Source organism: Arthrobacter sp. 05L44, assembly GCF_056397605.1.
Genome location: NZ_JBFTNS010000002.1, coordinates 237,847 through 255,287 on the forward strand (window position 1 = coordinate 237,847; position 17,441 = coordinate 255,287).

The following is a 17,441-nucleotide window of genomic DNA, read 5'->3' on the forward strand; positions in this document are numbered from 1 at the left end:
CCCGGGGCTTCGTCCCGGGGCCGCCCCGGCCGCGGCGGTGCTGTTCGCTGGCCGTGGCGGGCAGGGCCTCTCCAGCGGGTAAACTCGAACGGGACCGTTCCTGTAGCGGTCCTCTTTAACATCACCCTGTTTTCCTTCTGAAAGGCGAGCTGTGCTGCGCACACACGACCTCGGATCCCTTCGCTCCGAGCACATTGGACAAACCGTAACCCTCGCCGGCTGGGTCGGCCGGCGTCGTGACCACGGTGGTGTCGCATTCGTGGACCTGCGCGACGCTTCGGGCGTCTCCCAGGTGGTCGTCCGCGAAGAAGAGGTCTTCCACAATCTCCGCAACGAGTTCGTGCTTCAGATCATCGGCACCGTCGCCAAGCGTCCCGAGGGCAACGAGAACCCCTCGCTGGCCACCGGCGAGATCGAGGTCATGGCCGAAAAGGTCACCATCCTCAACACCTCGGACCCGCTGCCGTTCCAGATTGACGAGCACGTTGAAGTGGGCGAGGAAGCACGGCTCAAGCACCGCTACCTGGACCTGCGCCGCCCCGGCCCCGCCCGCAACCTGCGCCTGCGCTCCGAGGCGAACCGGGTGGCGCGCGAATTGCTGCACCAGGACGGCTACGTCGAGATCGAGACGCCCACACTGACGCGGTCAACGCCGGAAGGTGCCCGCGACTTCGTGGTGCCCGCCCGCCTCGCGCCGGGATCCTGGTACGCCCTGCCGCAGTCCCCGCAGCTGTTCAAGCAGCTCCTGCAGGTCGGTGGCTTCGAGAAGTACTACCAGATTGCGCGCTGCTACCGGGACGAGGACTTCCGCGCGGACCGCCAGCCGGAGTTCACCCAGCTCGACATCGAAGCCAGCTTCGTGGAGCAGGACGACATCATTGGCCTCGGCGAGAACATCGTTAAGGCGCTCTGGAAGCTGATCGACGTCGAGATCCCCACCCCGATCCAGCGCATCACCTACAACGACGCGATGGCCCGCTACGGCTCTGACAAGCCGGACCTGCGCTTCGGCCTGGAGCTGACCGAACTCACCGAGTTCTTCAAGGACACGAACTTCGGCGTCTTCAAGGCTCCCTACGTCGGCGCCGTCGTGATGCCCGGCGGAGCCTCGCAGGCCCGCCGCGCCCTCGACGCCTGGCAGGAATGGGCCAAGCAGCGCGGCGCCAAGGGCCTCGCGTACGTCCTCTTCAAGGAAGACGGCGAACTCGCCGGCCCCGTAGCCAAGAACCTGACCGAGACCGAACGGGCCGGGCTCGCGGAGGCCGTCGGCGCCAACCCCGGCGACTGCATCTTCTTCGCCGCCGGCGAGAAGACCCCGTCCCGTGCCCTGCTCGGCGCGGCACGTGTGGAGATCGGCCACCGGACCGGCCTGATCAACCCCGCCGACTGGGCCTTCTGCTGGGTGGTCGACGCGCCGATGTTCGAACCCGCCGCCGCCGCAGTGGCCTCCGGCGACGTAGCTGTCGGCGCCGGCAAGTGGACGGCCGTGCACCACGCCTTCACCTCGCCGAAGCCGGAGTTCATGGACAGCTTCGACACCGACCCGGAAACCGCGCTGGCCTACGCCTACGACATTGTCTGCAACGGCAACGAAATCGGCGGCGGTTCCATCCGTATCCACCAGGGCGACATCCAGGAGCGGGTCTTCAAGGTCATGGGCCTCTCGCACGAGGACGCCCAGGAGAAGTTTGGCTTCCTGCTCGAGGGCTTCAAGTTCGGCGCGCCCCCGCACGGCGGCATCGCGTTCGGCTGGGACCGCGTGGTCTCGCTGCTCGCCGGCGTGGACTCCATCCGCGACGTCATCGCGTTCCCGAAGTCCGGCGGCGGCTACGACCCGCTGACCCAGGCGCCCGCGCCCATCACGGCGCAGCAGCGCAAGGAAGCCGGCGTCGACTTCAAACCGGAAACCAAGAAGGACGACGGCTCCAAGTAGCCTGAGTTGACTGGCAGCACGTGGCTCCCCGGGAAACCGGGGGGCCATTGCTGTCGGCGGACTGGATATTGAGGGAAGAGGACCGCATGGGACACGATGCGCCCGCCGCGCTGGAGGCACTCATGGATGCCGCGTGGCCGGCCGCCGACCGGGCGGACACCGCCGGGTGGGTGCTCCGCGCCGCCGCCGGAGTGACGCAGCGCGCCAACTCCGTCTGGCCCCGCGAACCCGGAGCGGACCCGCATGCGCAGCAGGCTGCGCTCCGGGAAGCGCGGCTCTGGTACCGGACTCGCCGCCAGCCCTTGATATTCCAGGTCTTTGACGGCGCAGAGTCCGGGCCGTTGAACACGCTCCTCGACACCGAAGGCTTCACCCGGCAGTCCGAAACCCTCGTGATGGCCCGGCACGGCGCGGGTACAGGCACCGGCGTCGCAGCGGGTGACCGCGGCGCCGTCGAACTCTCCAACGAGCCATCGGGGGAGTGGCTGCGGCTCTGGTGGAGCGTGGACGGCCGGGGCGACGATGCTGCCCTCGAGGTGGCCCGCGGCATCCTGACGGGCTGCCCGGCGCTATACGCACTTGTGCGGGACGACGACGGCGTCCCCGCCGCCGTCGGACGCCTCGCCCTGCCGGTGCTCGCCCCCGGGCGCTCCGTCGACACCCCGGCCGCGGATAGCAGTCAGTGGGGAGGGGTGTACTGCATGGCGACCCGTCCGGACGCACGGTGCCGGGGCTTCGGCGCGCGGGTACTGCAGGCCCTGCTGGACGACGGCAGCCGCATCGGCCTGGCGGGCTACTGGTTGCTCGTTACGGCGGCCAACACTGGCGCGCGGCAACTCTACGGCCGGGCCGGATTCACGGAGTCAGGCCGCTACCTCTACCGGCAGGAACGGCCCAAGCGCCACCTGACCGGCTGCTGACCCGCCCCACCACCCCGGGCCACCACCCGGCGCCATCACTCCGGGCCATTTCGACGGTTCCCTGTGCACTAGACGTATCTTCGCGTCGAGTAGGCACGGAACCGTCGAAACGGCCCGGCCCAGGCGGTGCTCAGGTGGCGCGCGAGGCGTCGCGGGGCGGGGCCTACGACGGCGGGTCGGTGACGTGGATCCGCACTGCGCAAACGTCGGCCGCGGCCTTCTTCAGCACCACCGCGCGCGGGTCCGGGACGTCCAGGAATGCCAGCCGGTCGAGCCCCGCATAACCTTTCAGCACGGGTTCGGCGAGCACCTCGTCGGCCAGGGTACGGTCCCCGCCCGGAGCCAGGTACTCGATGCTGTGGTCCGCGAAAATCCGGGCGGCGTGTGCGGCCACCGCCTCGACCAGGGCGTCCGCCTGGTTTGCCCGGCGCCGCGCAAACCGTTGCTGGGACCATCCGCCCGCTGCGGTGCGGGACTGCACGTGCCGGGTACCGGTCTTGGACGCGAGTACCCGCCCCTCGGAAACCGCCGCCACCGAATACCCGCCGCGGCGCACCAGGACCAGGCCCAGGCGCCGGGGCTGCGACGCCAACGACGCGAGCCGGGCAACCGGACCATCGCCGCGGCCCGGCCTGCCGGCGTCGGGCCACGGGGGCTGCAACAACGCCACGGCGCCGTCGGCCGCCACCAGCTGCAGGCCTGCGTCCAGTGATTCTTCCCGCAAATCGCCATGGCTGGCGCGGAACCTCTCCACCCAGCCGGCCAGCCGGTCGCCGGAGACGAATGCCACACGGGTCTCGGGGCTGGGCATGGCGGGGTCTCCAGTGTGAGGGGAAGGGGCGGCCGCCGTGTCGGGGCGGCCGCGGAACTAGAAGTAGCCTATCTATGTGGATGATCTCTTTGGCGCAGGACAGGACAACGCGTCCGCCAACAACGACGACGCCGACGAGGCCGGCCGGTCCCCGTCGAGCGGGAACTCCACCCCGCGCAGCCCCCTGGCGGTCCGCATGCGGCCGCGGAGCCTCGACGACGTCGTAGGCCAGCAGCACCTCCTGGGCCAAGGGTCGCCACTACGCCAGCTGGCTGCCGGCAGCGACGCCACCGGACCGGCGGGGCCGAGCTCACTGATTCTCTGGGGCCCCCCGGGGACGGGTAAGACCACCCTCGCCCACGTCATCGCCAAGGGTCCGGGGCGCAAGTTCGTTGAGCTCTCCGCGATCACCGCCGGAGTGAAGGACGTACGGCGCGTGATGGACGAGGCGCTCACCGCCCGGGACCTGTATAAAACCACCACCGTGCTCTTCCTGGACGAGATCCACCGCTTCAACAAGGCCCAGCAGGATGCGTTGCTTCCTGGCGTCGAAAACCGCTGGGTGGTGCTGGTCGCGGCCACCACGGAGAACCCGTCGTTCTCGGTGGTGTCGCCGCTGTTGTCCCGTTCGCTGCTGCTGACCCTCAAGCCACTCACCGACGCCGACGTCGAGGGGTTGCTCCGCCGGGCCGCCGAGGACGTCCGCGGCCTCAACGGCAAGGCCGAGCTCGACGACGAGGCCCTGGCCCACCTGGTCCGGCTCTCGGGCGGGGACGCCCGCCGGGCGCTGACGGCCCTGGAAGCCGCTGCCGGCGTCGCCTTCGGGGACGCGGACGACGCCGACGGCACCGCCGCGGAGCCTGCGGTCAGGATCGAGCTCAAGCACACGGAACGTGCCCTCGACGTCGCCTCGGTGCGCTACGACCGGGCCGGGGACCAGCACTACGACGTCGCCAGTGCCTTCATCAAATCCATCCGGGGGTCCGACGTCGACGCCGCACTGCATTACCTCGCCCGGATGCTGGAGGCGGGGGAGGACCCACGGTTCGTGGCCCGCCGGATCGTGATCTCCGCGGCCGAGGACGTGGGAATGGCGGATCCCACCGCGCTGCAGACCGCGGTGGCCGCAGCGCAGGCGGTGCAGCTGATCGGCATGCCCGAGGGCCGGATCATCCTGGCCGAAGCCGTGGTGCACCTTGCCACCGCGCCCAAATCCAACGCCGCGTACATGGGGATCAACCAGGCGATCGCGGACGTCAGGGCCGGGCTTGGCAACGGCATCCCCGCCCACCTGCGGGACGCCCACTACCCGGGATCCAAGCAGCTGGGCCACGGCAAGGGCTACAAGTACGCCCATGACGCGCCGCATGCGGTGGCCACGCAGCAGTACCCGCCGGACGACCTCGTGGGCCGGAACTACTACGAACCGACCGGCAACGGCGCCGAGCGGGAGATCTCCACCCGGCTTGAGCGGCTGCGGAAGATCATCCGGGGCAAGTAGGGATCATGCTAGGATTGTCTGTTGTCTGGCAAGGCACGGACGCACAATCCACCGGTTTTCAGCGGTTGACGCTGATGTGATGGGTTTGCCCTGTGCCCAGTAGCAAAAGGCAGCGGTTGGCCGATGCTCTCCATCGTGGAGGCCAGTAACACTGACACACCGCAGATATTGGAAGGACACAAGTGGCTAACAACACTCGTGCTCGCCGTACCGCACGCCTCTCGCGTGCACTCGGCATCGCTTTGACCCCCAAGGCCGCCAAGTACATGGAGCGCCGCCCGTACGGCCCCGGTGAGCATGGCCGTGCCCGCAAGAAGCAGGACTCCGACTACGCCGTACGTCTGCGCGAAAAGCAGCGTCTGCGCGCCCAGTACGGCATCCGCGAAGCCCAGATGACCCGTGCCTTCGAAGAAGCACGCCGCACCAAGGGCCTGACCGGTGAAAACCTGATCGAACTGCTCGAAATGCGTCTCGACGCCCTCGTGCTGCGTGCAGGCTTCGCCCGCACCATCGCCCAGGCCCGCCAGCTGGTTGTGCACCGCCACATCCTGGTTGACGGCATCCGCGTTGACCGTCCGTCTTTCCGCGTCGGTGAGGGCCAGCTGGTCCACGTTCACAGCCGCAGCGAGACCATGCCTCCCTTCCAGGTGGCAGCGGCCGGCGCACACCGCGACGTTCTGCCCATGGTTCCGGCCTACCTGGACGTCAAGCTCGACGCCCTGCAGGCCCGCCTGGTCCGTCGCCCCAAGCGCTCCGAAATCCCCGTGACCTGCGAAGAGCAGCTCGTCGTGGAATTCTACGCACGCTAGATCCAGCGCGACACCTTACAAAGAAGCCCGTGGCAAGCGCCGCGGGCTTCTTTGTATGTAAGGTACTTGGGGGAGTTCTCCGATTGCCGTCCCGGCGCCGGAGGACCTTGCAGGAATCCACGGAGTTTCAAGGAGATGAACGTCTATGACTGGTGGCGATATTGCCGGCCTGATCGCGGCCGGGGTGTTTGCACTGCTGGTGCTGCTGCTCGCCGTGCCGATCCTGAAGCTCGGGGGCGTCTTTGACGAGGTGCGCAGCACCATCCGTTCGATCAGCGACGGCGCCACCCCCCTCATGGATGAGGTCACTGCCACCGTCTCCACTACCAACCAGCAGTTGAAGAAGGTTGACGGGATCTCCTCCAACGTCTCGGATGCCTCCGCCAACATCTCGGCGCTGTCCTCCCTGGTGGCCGCCACCGTCGGTTCCCCGCTGATCAAGGTGGCCGCGTTCAGCTACGGCGTCCGCTCCGCCTTCACGGCCCGCAAGAAACCCGCCACCGGCCGCCGCAGCCGCTGACCACGCCGACCTGACAGGAACTGACATGAACAGGATCATCTGGATGGGCATCGGGGTCGCGATCGGCGTCATCGCCTTCCGCAAGCTCACCGAGGCGCAGTCAACGCTTGGCCCCGAGGGCCTGAACCGTGCCGTCGGCCGCCTCGCCGACGGTGTGTACGATTTCGCCGACGCCGTCCGCGTGGGCATGCGCGAACGGGAGACCGAACTCCGCACGGCCCTCGGCGTGGACGTCGCGGCCGACGCCGGCGCGGACTCCGCCGCCGAGGCCCCCTACGGTGCCCTGCCGGGCCGGGGTGCGGTCCGGCGCTAGCCGGGAGAGAATGAGAAGCACCGGCGTCCCGCGGGATGCCTGCCGGAACCAGTCCGGTATTTCAAGCCTTCCGGAGGCGGCAGCACGGCGTTTGGCGCCACCACCAGCTGCCGGCCAGCATCCGGGAACCAACTATGCAGTGAATATTGAAGGGTAAGTAACCAGGTTATGAAGTCGCAGGAGATCACCAAGCGCTGGATCGACTTTTTTGTCAGCAAGGGCCACACCGCCGTGCCCTCGGCCTCCCTGGTCTCCAGCGACCCCTCCCTGCTGTTCACGGTGGCCGGTATGGTCCCGTTCATTCCGTACCTGACCGCCCGTGAGGAAGCACCCTACTCGCGGGCCACCAGCGTGCAGAAGTGCATCCGGACCGGCGACATCGAGGAAGTCGGCAAGACGGCCCGCCACGGCACCTTCTTCCAGATGTGCGGCAACTTCTCCTTCGGCGATTACTTCAAGGAAGACGCCATCAAGTTCGCCTGGGAACTGCTGACCACCAGCGTTGACGACGGCGGCTACGGCCTTCCGCCGGAGCGCCTCTGGGTGACGGTGTACGAAGAGGACGACGAAGCCAAGGAGCTTTGGCTCAAGAACACCGGCGTGCCCGCCGAACGCATCCAGCGGATGGGCAAGGCCGACAACTACTGGTCCACCGGCCAGCCGGGCCCGGCAGGCCCCTGCTCCGAGATCTACTACGACCGCGGCCCCGCCTACGGCATCGAAGGCGGCCCGCTGGCCGACGAGACCCGCTACATCGAGATCTGGAACCTCGTGTTCATGCAGTACCAGATTGACAATGTGCGCTCCAAGGTCGACTTCGACATCACCGGCGAGCTCCCCAAGAAGAACATCGACACCGGCCTCGGCATGGAGCGCCTCGCGATGATCCTGCAGGGCGTCGAGAACATGTACGAAACAGACCAGGTCCGCCCGGTTATCGACAAAGCCGCCGCTCTCTCCGGCAAGGAATACACCTCCGCCGAGACCGCGGAAGACCCGCACCACACGGACGACGTCCGGATGCGCGTGGTCGCCGACCACATCCGGTCCGCCCTGATGCTGATTGCCGACGGCGTAACACCCTCCAATGAGGGCCGCGGCTACGTGCTGCGCCGCCTGATCCGCCGGGCCGTGCGCTCCATGCGCCTGCTGGGCGTCGAAAAGGCGTGCCTGCCCGACCTGCTGCCCGCATCCCGGGACGCCATGAAGGGCGTCTACCCGATCGTCGAGACCGACTTCGACCGGATCAGCCGGATCGCCTACGCCGAGGAAAAGGCGTTCCTGCGCACCATCGCCTCCGGCACCGCCCGCCTCGAGGACGCCGTGAAGGAGTCCAAGGCCGCGGGCCAGCCGCTCTCCGGCGCCGACGCCTTCGCCCTGCACGACACCTACGGCTTCCCGATCGACCTCACCCTGGAAATGGCCGAGGAAGCGGGCCTCAAGGTCGACGAGCCCGAGTTCCGCAAACTGATGCTGGAACAGCGCCAGCGCGCCCAGGCCGACGCCAAGGGCAAGAAGGGCGCCCACGCCGACCTCAGCGCGTTCCAGGAACTCCTGGCCGCCGGCGAGACCGTCTTCACCGGCTACACCGAGCTCGCCGGCGAGTCGAAGGTCCGCGGCATCCTGGCCGGCGGCCGCAAGGTCTCGCAGGCCTCCACCGGTGACGAAATCGAACTGGTCCTGGCCGAAACGCCGTTCTACGCCGAGGCCGGCGGCCAGGCCGCCGACACCGGGCTCATCACCGGCGACGGGTTCGTCGTCGAGGTCCTGGACGTCCAGCGGCCCATCAAGGGACTCAGCGTGCACAAGGCGATCGTCCGTGAAGGCGAAATCGGGGCCGACGCCATGGTCCAGGCCGCCGTCGACCGGGAACGCCGCCACGCCGCCGAACAGGCCCACACCGGCACGCACATTGTGCATGCCGCCCTGCACCAGATCCTCGGGCCGGAAGCCCTGCAGCGCGGATCCTTCAACAAGGCCGGATACCTCCGCTTCGACTTCTCCTGGGGTGAAGGCCTCAGCGCCGCCACGCGCTCCGAGATCGAGGAAGTCTCCAACATCGCCATCCGGAACAACTTCCAGGTCCAGACCAAGGTCATGGGACTCGCGGAAGCCAAGGCGCTGGGCGCCATGGCACTGTTCGGCGAGAACTACGGCAACGAAGTCCGTGTTGTGGAGATCGACGGCGCCTGGTCCCGCGAGCTGTGCGGCGGCACGCACGTCTCCAACACCTCCCTCATCGGCAGCCTCTCCCTGTTGGGCGAGCAGTCCGTCGGTTCGGGAAACCGCCGTGTGGAGGCCTTCGTCGGCATGGACGCGTTCCGGCACCTCGCGGCCGAACGCGCCCTGGTCACTGAACTGACGGAAATGCTCAAGGTTCCGTCCGGCCTGCTCACCGAGCGCATCGCAAGCACCCTGACCAAGCTCAAGACGGCTGAAAAGGAACTGGAGCGGCTGCGCAAGGAGCAGCTGTCGGCCGCGGCCGCACAGCTGGTCGGCACCGCCAAGGACGCTGCCGGCGTGAAGGTTATTGCCCACGACGCCGGCATGGTCAGCGGCGCCGATGACCTCCGCGGACTGGCGCTGGACCTCCGGACCCGCCTCGGGTCCGAGCCCGCCGCCGTCGCCGTCGCCGGCGTCAGCAACGACCGCCCGGTCATCCTGATCGCCACCAACGAAGCAGCACGGGCCGCCGGGGTTAAGGCCGGTGCGCTGGTGCGCCTCGCTGCCGGCATCCTCGGCGGCGGCGGCGGTGGCAAGGACGACGTCGCCCAGGGCGGCGGCACGGACGCAGCCAAGGTCGGCACGGCCCTCACCGCCGTCGTGGACGCCATCACCCGGCGCTAGCACGGAACAACGGATGACTGAATCGGCCATACCCCGCGGCTACCCCCGGGGCGTGAAACTCGGGGTAGACGTCGGTACCGTGCGCGTGGGCGTGGCGGTGTGCGACCGGGACGGGATCCTCGCCACTCCGCTGCGTACCCTGACCCGCAACGTGAAGAAGAACACTGATGTGGGAATTCTCGCAAAGCTGGCCGGGGAGCTCGAGGCGGTCGAAATCTTCGTTGGTTTGCCGCGCACCATGAAAGGTGAAGAGCACGCTTCCGCACGAATGGCCACCGAGTATGCAAAGCTACTCGTCGGGAAACTATCCGAGGCCGGTTCCGACGTGCCAGTGAGGCTGGTTGACGAACGGCTGACCACGGTGACAGCCCACCGCAACCTGCACCAAGCTGGCATGAGCAGCAAGGACCACCGTAAAGTAGTTGATCAGGTCGCCGCCGCAGCCATTCTGCAGCACGCGATCGATATGCAAAAGGCCAGGGGAACGGAAGTGGGAAGCCGCGTCAGCGCGGACCTGCCGCCGGGGCCACCCGGCGGCGGCGCTCAGGCCGCCCCGGCAGTACAAACGCATTCTGCACAACGCATTCTGCCCAAACTGGAAGGCTACAGTGAGCCCGGTCAATAATGACGACTCCTCTGGTGATGCCAATAATGGCGCTGGCCGTCCGCTGACGCGTAAAGAGATCCGTGCCCAGGAGAAGTTCCTGGCGACACAGGGTCACGATGTCATCCCGCCCCAGGCTTTCGAGACCGAGTCCGAAGCTTCGGCAGAGCAGCCCGACGCTCCCCGCGAAGCTGCCGCCCCGGACCTTCCCGTCGCAGAGCCGACCGTGCACGAACCGGTTCGCGAGGACCCCGCTGAGCCCACCCGTGAGGATCCCGCGCCCCAGGAACGGGTTCACCACGAGCCCGTTGCCGAGGAGCCGGTTCACCACGAGCCCGTTGCCGAGGAGCCGGTTCACCACGAGCCCGTTGCCCAGGAACCCGTGCACCACGAGCCGGTTCACCACGAGCCCGTTGCCGAGGACCCCGTTTATGAGGAACCGGTCCACGAGCCCGTCCACAACTACGCCGCCGGTATGTCCCGCGAGGAAACCCTGCGCCGTGCCGACGAACTGCAGTACGGCCACAGCGCCCACCACGAGGCAGATTACGATCCCGCCTACGCGGGCCACCACGAGGACGACCCCCACGGCTACGACGAGGAGCCGGGCCACGGCCTGATGGCCGGGGCCGCCGGCATTCCCACCGCGAAGGGCCCCTCCAAGAAGGTCCGCCGGCGCCGCCGCTTCCTCGCTCTGCTCCTGACGCTGACCGTCTTCGTCGTCGCGATCGTCGTCGGCGCCCAGGTCATCAAACCCCTTCTCGGTGGAAACGCCGCAGCAGACTATCCTGGCCCCGGCACCGGCTCCGTGACCATCACCGTGCCGCCAGGCGCCGGGCCCCGGTCCGTGGCCGCGGACCTCGAATCCAAGAAGGTCATCGCCAACGCCGACTCATTCGTCAAGCAGTTCGCGTCCTCCGGGGGAGCGCTAAGCCCCGGCACCTTCACGCTGCGGCAGGAAATGAACAACGCCGACGCCGTCGCGATCCTGCTGAACAAGGGCGCCGACAAGGTGATGTACTTTGCCCTGAGCGCCGGCCTGAGGATCAACGAATCGCTGCAGGCCATCTCCGACGGCACAGGTATTTCGGTGCCGGAACTGAAGGCACTGAGCGATAACCCGAAGCAGTTCGGCGTCCCTGCCAAGGCCAAGAACCTCGAGGGATTCCTGTTCCCGGGTGAATACCGCTTCCCGATCGGGACCTCCGCCAAGGACATCCTGAAGAAACTCAGCGGCAGCGCACTCGACGAGCTCAAGGCCCAAGGCGTCACCGACCCGAACAAGCAGTACGACGTCGTGACGGTCGCCAGCATTGTGCAGGCCGAGGGTGGCCAGGCCGAGTACGGGGACGTGGCAGGTGCCATCTACAACCGGCTGAAGCCGAACAACACCGAGACCAACGGACTCATCCAGTCGGACGCCACGGTGACCTACGGCCTGGGCATCCGCAGCTTCCATATCGACGAGGCCCAGAAGGCCGACAAGTCCAACAAGTACAACACGTACGCCAATGTTGGCCTCCCGGCCGGTCCCATTGGCTCGCCGGGCAAGCGCGCCCTCGACGCGGCCGCCAAACCCAAGAGCAACGACTACCTGTACTGGGTCACCATCAACCTGGACACCAAGGAGACCAAGTTCTCCAAGACCCTGGCCGAGCACAACGGCTACGTCGCCAAGTACAACGCGTGGTGCGAGGCCAACCCGGGCCGTTGCGTGTGACGCTGCGGGCCGCCGTCCTCGGTCATCCCATCAGCCACTCGAAGTCCCCGGCGCTGCACCGCGCCGCCTACGCGCAGCTCGGCGTCGCGATGGACTACGACGCCATTGATGTCACCGTCGACGCCCTGCCCGCCTTTATGGCTGGTGTCCGGGCCGACGGCGGCTGGCGCGGACTGTCCGTCACCATGCCGCTGAAGGCTGCCATGGCCGCGGAGGTGGACGAAGTCCGCGGCGTGGCCCGGGACCTCGGGGTCATCAACACCGTCGCGTTCGAGCGGGCACAGCCGGCCACCGGCGCGCCGGCCCGGCTGGTGGGCTACAACACGGACGTCGCGGGAATCGTGAACGCCCTGCGCTACGCCGGGGCCAGCCGTGAGCCCACCGCCGTCATCCTGGGCGGCGGCGGAACAGCGGCGGCCGCAGTGGCGGCCCTGAAGGAACTCGGTGCCCCCGCCGCCACGGTCTACGTCCGGGACGTCGGCCGCGCCGCCGAAGCCCGGACAGCGGCGGCCGCCGTCGGACTGTCCCTGACGGTCCTGCCCCTGGAGATGGCCGCACCGGCCGTCGCGGCCGCCGACGTCGTCATCTCCACCCTCCCCCCGCGGGCAGCCGACGGGCTGGCGGAACAGCTGGCCACCCTGCCCGCCGGAGCCGCAGCAACCGGCGTGCTCCTCGACGTGGCCTACGAGCCCTGGCCCAGCCGGATCGCCGCGGCCTGGGCGGCCCGGGGCGGCAGTGTGGTGCCCGGGCTGGAAATGCTGCTGTACCAGGCCATCGAACAGGTACGCCACTTCAGCGGCCTCGGCGGCCCCGTCCCGGCCGAAGTCATAGATGTGATGTGTGACGCAGTCGGGGCTCCTCGACGGGTGTTCTAAGTGCCTTGCATGGCAGGATGGATTTTATGTTGCGTTGGTTGACTGCCGGAGAATCCCATGGCCCGGCCCTGGTCGGAATTATCGAAGGCGTCCCCGCCGGTGTGGAGCTCACCAGCGACCGGATCGTCGAGGCACTTGCCCGGCGGCGCCTTGGATACGGCCGCGGCGCCCGGATGAAGTTCGAACAGGACACGGTCTCAGTGCTCGGCGGTGTCCGCCACGGAACCACGCAGGGCGGCCCCGTCGCCATCCAGGTGGGCAACACCGAATGGCCCAAGTGGGAACAGATTATGTCCGCTGACCCCGTGGATCCGGAAGTCCTCGCCGATCAGGCCCGCAACGCGCCCCTGACCCGGCCACGGCCCGGCCACGCCGATTTCACCGGCATGCAGAAGTACGGCTTCGATGAGGCACGGCCCGTCCTGGAACGCGCCAGCGCCCGGGAAACCGCAACCCGGGTGGCCCTCGGCGCCGTCGCCGCCGCCTTCCTGCAGCAGCTCGGCATCGAGCTGGTCTCGCACACCGTCTCGATCGCCAACGTTTCCGTTCCCGAGGGACGGCCCCTGCCGGTGCCCTCGAACGTACTGGCGCTCGACGCCGATCCGCTGCGCTGCTTCGACCGCGAAACGTCCGACGCGATGGTGGCCGAGGTGGACGCTGCCCACAAGGAGGGCGAAACCCTTGGCGGCGTCGTCGAAGTCCTCGCCTACGGCCTCCCGCCGGGACTGGGCAGTTACGTGCACTGGGACCGCCGCCTCGATTCGCGCCTCGCCGCGGCCCTGATGGGTATCCAGGCGATCAAGGGCGTTGAAGTCGGCGACGGCTTCCTCACAGCGGCGCGCCGCGGCTCCGCAGCCCACGATGAAATCGTGAAGGATGCCGACGGCCGGATCATCCGCACCTCCAACCGGGCCGGCGGCATCGAGGGCGGCATGAGCATTGGCGACGTGCTCCGGGTCCGTGCCGCGATGAAGCCCATCGCGACGGTGCCCCGTGCGCTCAAGACCGTTGACGTGAAGACCGGAGAAGCCGCCAAGGCCCACCACCAGCGCTCGGACGTCTGTGCGGTCCCGGCCGCGGGCGTGGTGGCCGAGGCCATGGTGGCTTTGGTGCTTGCCGAAGCGGTCACGGAAAAATTCGGCGGCGACTCCGTGCAGGAGACCGCCCGCAACATCAAGGGCTACCTGGACAACATCCCGGCGTCCCTGGACTCGATCGGGCACTAGTGCCGCCTCGTAATCCACGCAAAGGACAGGACCGCCCGGTCGCACTGATCGGCCCGATGGCGGTGGGGAAGTCGGCCATCGGCCAGCAGCTTGCCCTCCAGCTCGGCGCACCGTTTGTTGACACCGACGCCGAAGTCGTCGCCCAGCACGGGAGCATCGCGGACATCTTCGCCGGCCAGGGCGAATGCGCGTTCCGCGAACTGGAGGCCAGGGCCGTCGCCCAGGCCATCGAAAACGCGGCTGGCAGCAACACCGTCATCTCCCTCGGCGGGGGTGCCGTACTGGACTCGGGGACCCAGCAGCTGCTCGCCAGCTGCACCGTGGTCTACCTCGAATGCGACGCCGCCACCGTGTCCGAAAGGATCGCCCGGAACTCCGGGCGGCCGCTATTGGCCGGCGACGCATTGGAACGCTGGCGGGCCCTGTTCGCCACCCGGCAGCCGGTGTACGAACGGCTCGCCGACCTGACACTCGACGTCCGCACCGGGTCCGTCCAGGACCTCGCGCGCCGGCTTGAAGATGCGCTGGAGCAGTTTACCGACGCCAGTACCGCGGAAACTCCGGCGCCAGCAGCGACTAGGAAAGTTGAAAAGTGAACACCGAATCAACAGTCATTAAAGTCACCGGCACCACTCCGGGGGAAAACTACGACGTCGTCGTCGGTCGGGGCCTGCTGGCCAGCCTCCCTGGACTGCTGGGGGAGCGCGTCCAGCGTGTCCTCGTCATTCACCCGCGGGCGCTCCGGCTGACCGGCGACACCGTCCGTGAGGAGCTGGCCGCCGCCGGCTTCACCGCGCTGACCGCTGAAATCCCGGACGCCGAAGAGGGCAAACACATCGAGGTGGCCTCCTTCTGCTGGCAGGTCCTGGGCCAGAATGACTTCACCCGGTCGGACGCAATCGTCGCCGTCGGCGGGGGAGCGGTGACCGACCTCGCCGGTTTCGTCGCCGCCACCTGGCTGCGCGGAGTCAAGGTCATCCACATGCCCACCAGCCTTCTCGGCATGGTGGACGCCGCCGTCGGCGGGAAAACCGGCATCAACACCGCAGAAGGCAAAAACCTGGTGGGCGCCTTCCACCCGCCGGCCGGGGTCCTCGCGGACCTCGACACCCTGGACACGCTGCCGAAGAACGAGATCATCTCCGGCATGGCCGAGGTCATCAAATGCGGGTTCATTGCCGATCCCGCCATCCTCGACCTGATCGAGAAGGACCCGGCGGCGGTCTCCGATCCCCGCTCCGATGTCCTCCGGGAACTGATCGAACGGGCCATCACGGTCAAGGCCCGGGTGGTCTCCGAGGACCTGAAAGAAACCGGGCAGCGCGAGATCCTGAACTACGGCCACACCCTGGGGCACGCGATCGAACTGGCCGAACGCTACTCGTGGCGCCACGGGGCCGCCGTCTCGGTGGGCATGATGTTCGCCGCGGAGCTCGCCCGCAGCGTGGGACGCCTCAGCGACGCCGACGCCGACAGGCACCGCACCATCCTCGAGAGCCTCGGCCTGCCCATCACCTACCGGCGTGACCGCTGGCAGGCGCTGCTCGACGGAATGCGGCGGGACAAAAAGTCCCGCGGCGACCTGCTGCGCTTCGTTGTGCTCGACGGCGTCGGCCGCCCCGGCATCCTCGACGTGCCGGACACCTCGCTGCTTTTCGCGGCCTACCAGGAAATCGCGTCCTGATGATCAGCGACAACGGCGGCACCACCGAATGGCCCGACGGCGGGTTCCCCGGCATCCGGATCAACCCTGAAACACTGATGCCGCAGGTGGTCAACGAGGACGCGTGCGCCGAAGCCCTGGCCCGGTCCACGGACCCGACGGACCTGATCTTCGTCCGCCTGGTTGAGGGGCACCCGGGCGAGGCCGCGGAGCTGCTGGCAGAGGCGCGGTACAAGGACCCGGACTCCTTCCGGCTCCGGATGTTCGAGGCCGAGGTCCTGCGCGTTTCGCACCGCTTCGACCGCGCCGTTGAGCTCTACCGGCAACTGCTTCCGGAAGCCCAGGGGACCCCGGAGGAGGCCGTCGTCCGGCAGCACCTGGGCCGTTCGCACTTCGCAGCCGGCCACGCCGCCGCCGCCGTCGAGTCCTTCGCCAGAGCGCTCGACCTGCGGGTGGCGGGCTCAGCGGACGCGGCCCTGATCTACTCCTCGACGGTGGCGCTGCAGCGGGCCCGGGACGTGCTCGACCTGGCCTGCTAGGGGACCGTACGGCAGCCTGCCGGCAAAACCGGTAGAATGGTTTTTGGATTTTTGATAAATACGCGCTGGCGGGCCGATTGGCGTGCCCGCCTGGCATAGGCGGCTGGTGGCTAGAACCAGTCCACGAAGAAACCTGAGGATACTGTGGCAACCACGAACGACATCAAGAACGGAACCGTGCTCAAGCTCGAGGGCCAGCTGTGGAACATCATCGAGTTCCAGCACGTCAAGCCCGGCAAGGGTGGCGCGTTCGTCCGCACCAAGATGCGCAACGTGATGTCCGGCAAGGTCGTCGACAAGACCTTCAACGCCGGACTCAAGATTGAGACCGCAACGGTTGACCGCCGCGACTACCAGTACCTGTACCAGGACGGCGCCGACTTCGTGTTCATGGACACCTCGGACTTCGACCAGCTCACTGTTTCCGCCGCGACCGTGGGCGATGCCACCAACTTCATGCTCGAAAACCAGATGGTGAACATCGCCATCCACGAGGGCAACCCGCTGTACATCGAACTGCCCCCGAGCGTCGTGCTTGAGATTACCTACACGGAGCCGGGCCTGCAGGGCGACCGTTCCTCGGCCGGCACCAAGCCCGCCACGCTCGAAACCGGCTACGAGATCCAGGTGCCCCTGTTCGTTGAGAACAACACCAAGGTCAAGGTCGACACCCGCGACGGCAGCTACCTCGGCCGGGTCAACGACTAGTGAGTGCCCGCGGTAAGGCCCGTAACCGGGCCCTGGATGTTCTCTTCGAGGCGGAGCAGCGCTCCACCTCCGCATTCGATGTGCTGCGTGCCCGTCGTGAAAAGACGGATCAGATCATCAACCCCTACACCCTGGAAGTCGTCGAGGGGGTCGTGTCCCACCAGGCCGCGATCGACGAATTCCTCGAAACCTACTCGCAGGGCTGGTCGCTGGAGCGGATGCCCGCGGTGGACCGCATTATCCTGCGGATCGGCACCTGGGAACTGCTCTACAACGACGACGTTCCGGACGGCGTTGCTGTGAGCGAAGCCGTGGCGCTGGCCAAGACGCTCTCCACCGACGAGTCGCCGTCGTTCATCAACGGCCTCCTTGGCCGCCTCCAGCAGCTGAAGCCTTCGCTGCTGGCCTGATGCGCCGTTGACCTCAAAGGACCGGTGTCCGCCTTATGGCGG

General features: G+C 67.8%; 17 protein-coding genes. 16 read left to right on the forward strand and 1 reads right to left on the reverse strand.

Annotated elements, in window-relative coordinates; all coding sequences use genetic code 11:
• Window positions 1-151 precede the first annotated feature (151 nt).
• Both aspS and AC1DHY_RS06380 read left to right on the forward strand, forming a co-directional pair.
• The gene (aspS, locus tag AC1DHY_RS06375) at window positions 152-1,933 is read left to right on the forward strand and encodes an aspartate--tRNA ligase (protein WP_476879930.1); all 1,782 of its coding nucleotides are present in this window, start codon (window positions 152-154) and stop codon (window positions 1,931-1,933) included.
• Between the two features lie 86 nt (window positions 1,934-2,019).
• On the forward strand, window positions 2,020-2,853 hold the full coding sequence (locus tag AC1DHY_RS06380; protein ID WP_476903343.1) for a GNAT family N-acetyltransferase: 834 nt from the start codon (window positions 2,020-2,022) through the stop codon (window positions 2,851-2,853).
• Window positions 2,854-3,016: 163 nt separating this feature from the next.
• Here AC1DHY_RS06380 and AC1DHY_RS06385 read toward each other — a convergent pair whose 3' ends face one another.
• A complete protein-coding gene (locus tag AC1DHY_RS06385; RefSeq protein ID WP_476879932.1) occupies window positions 3,017-3,664 on the reverse strand; it encodes an acVLRF1 family peptidyl-tRNA hydrolase in 648 nt (215 codons plus the stop codon).
• Window positions 3,665-3,740: 76 nt separating this feature from the next.
• Here AC1DHY_RS06385 and AC1DHY_RS06390 point away from each other — a divergent pair, with 76 nt between their 5' ends.
• The 14 genes from AC1DHY_RS06390 (at window position 3,741) to nusB (ending at window position 17,399) form a co-directional block, all read left to right on the forward strand.
• Window positions 3,741-5,165, forward strand: a complete 1,425-nt coding sequence (locus AC1DHY_RS06390; RefSeq protein WP_476903344.1) for a replication-associated recombination protein A — start codon at window positions 3,741-3,743, stop codon at window positions 5,163-5,165.
• Between the two features lie 182 nt (window positions 5,166-5,347).
• Window positions 5,348-5,974 carry a 30S ribosomal protein S4 gene (gene rpsD / locus AC1DHY_RS06395; protein WP_091251848.1) on the forward strand — a complete coding sequence of 209 codons (627 nt, stop codon included), beginning with the start codon at window positions 5,348-5,350 and terminating at the stop codon, window positions 5,972-5,974.
• Window positions 5,975-6,119: 145 nt separating this feature from the next.
• Entirely contained in the window at window positions 6,120-6,494 is a 375-nt protein-coding gene (locus AC1DHY_RS06400; RefSeq protein WP_476879934.1) for a DUF948 domain-containing protein, read from the forward strand.
• Between the two features lie 25 nt (window positions 6,495-6,519).
• Window positions 6,520-6,807 (forward strand): DUF6167 family protein, encoded by a 288-nt coding sequence (locus AC1DHY_RS06405; RefSeq protein ID WP_476879935.1) that lies wholly within the window; start codon window positions 6,520-6,522, stop codon window positions 6,805-6,807.
• 168 nt (window positions 6,808-6,975) lie between these two features.
• Window positions 6,976-9,654, forward strand: a complete 2,679-nt coding sequence (gene alaS / locus AC1DHY_RS06410; RefSeq protein ID WP_476903345.1) for an alanine--tRNA ligase — start codon at window positions 6,976-6,978, stop codon at window positions 9,652-9,654.
• 13 nt (window positions 9,655-9,667) lie between these two features.
• Window positions 9,668-10,279: a Holliday junction resolvase RuvX gene (gene ruvX / locus AC1DHY_RS06415; RefSeq protein ID WP_476903346.1), complete on the forward strand. Its 612-nt coding sequence runs from the start codon at window positions 9,668-9,670 to the stop codon at window positions 10,277-10,279.
• Window positions 10,263-11,978 carry an endolytic transglycosylase MltG gene (gene mltG, locus AC1DHY_RS06420; RefSeq protein WP_476903347.1) on the forward strand — a complete coding sequence of 572 codons (1,716 nt, stop codon included), beginning with the start codon at window positions 10,263-10,265 and terminating at the stop codon, window positions 11,976-11,978. The genes ruvX and mltG overlap by 17 nt, the downstream gene beginning before the upstream one ends.
• Window positions 11,975-12,853 (forward strand): shikimate dehydrogenase, encoded by an 879-nt coding sequence (locus AC1DHY_RS06425; RefSeq protein WP_476880217.1) that lies wholly within the window; start codon window positions 11,975-11,977, stop codon window positions 12,851-12,853. The genes mltG and AC1DHY_RS06425 overlap by 4 nt, the downstream gene beginning before the upstream one ends.
• A gap of 26 nt (window positions 12,854-12,879) precedes the next feature.
• Window positions 12,880-14,079 (forward strand): chorismate synthase, encoded by a 1,200-nt coding sequence (gene aroC, locus AC1DHY_RS06430; RefSeq protein ID WP_476880218.1) that lies wholly within the window; start codon window positions 12,880-12,882, stop codon window positions 14,077-14,079.
• 56 nt (window positions 14,080-14,135) lie between these two features.
• Window positions 14,136-14,675, forward strand: coding sequence for a shikimate kinase (locus AC1DHY_RS06435; RefSeq protein WP_476880219.1), 540 nt, complete (start codon window positions 14,136-14,138; stop codon window positions 14,673-14,675).
• On the forward strand, window positions 14,672-15,763 hold the full coding sequence (gene aroB / locus AC1DHY_RS06440) for a 3-dehydroquinate synthase (protein ID WP_476880220.1): 1,092 nt from the start codon (window positions 14,672-14,674) through the stop codon (window positions 15,761-15,763). The genes AC1DHY_RS06435 and aroB overlap by 4 nt, the downstream gene beginning before the upstream one ends.
• A complete protein-coding gene (locus AC1DHY_RS06445) occupies window positions 15,763-16,281 on the forward strand; it encodes a tetratricopeptide repeat protein (RefSeq protein ID WP_476903348.1) in 519 nt (172 codons plus the stop codon). Before aroB ends, AC1DHY_RS06445 begins: the two co-directional genes overlap by 1 nt.
• Before the next feature lie 144 nt (window positions 16,282-16,425).
• Window positions 16,426-16,989, forward strand: coding sequence for an elongation factor P (gene efp / locus AC1DHY_RS06450; protein ID WP_018773146.1), 564 nt, complete (start codon window positions 16,426-16,428; stop codon window positions 16,987-16,989).
• Window positions 16,989-17,399, forward strand: coding sequence for a transcription antitermination factor NusB (gene nusB / locus AC1DHY_RS06455; RefSeq protein WP_476880677.1), 411 nt, complete (start codon window positions 16,989-16,991; stop codon window positions 17,397-17,399). Before efp ends, nusB begins: the two co-directional genes overlap by 1 nt.
• Window positions 17,400-17,441 lie beyond the last annotated feature (42 nt).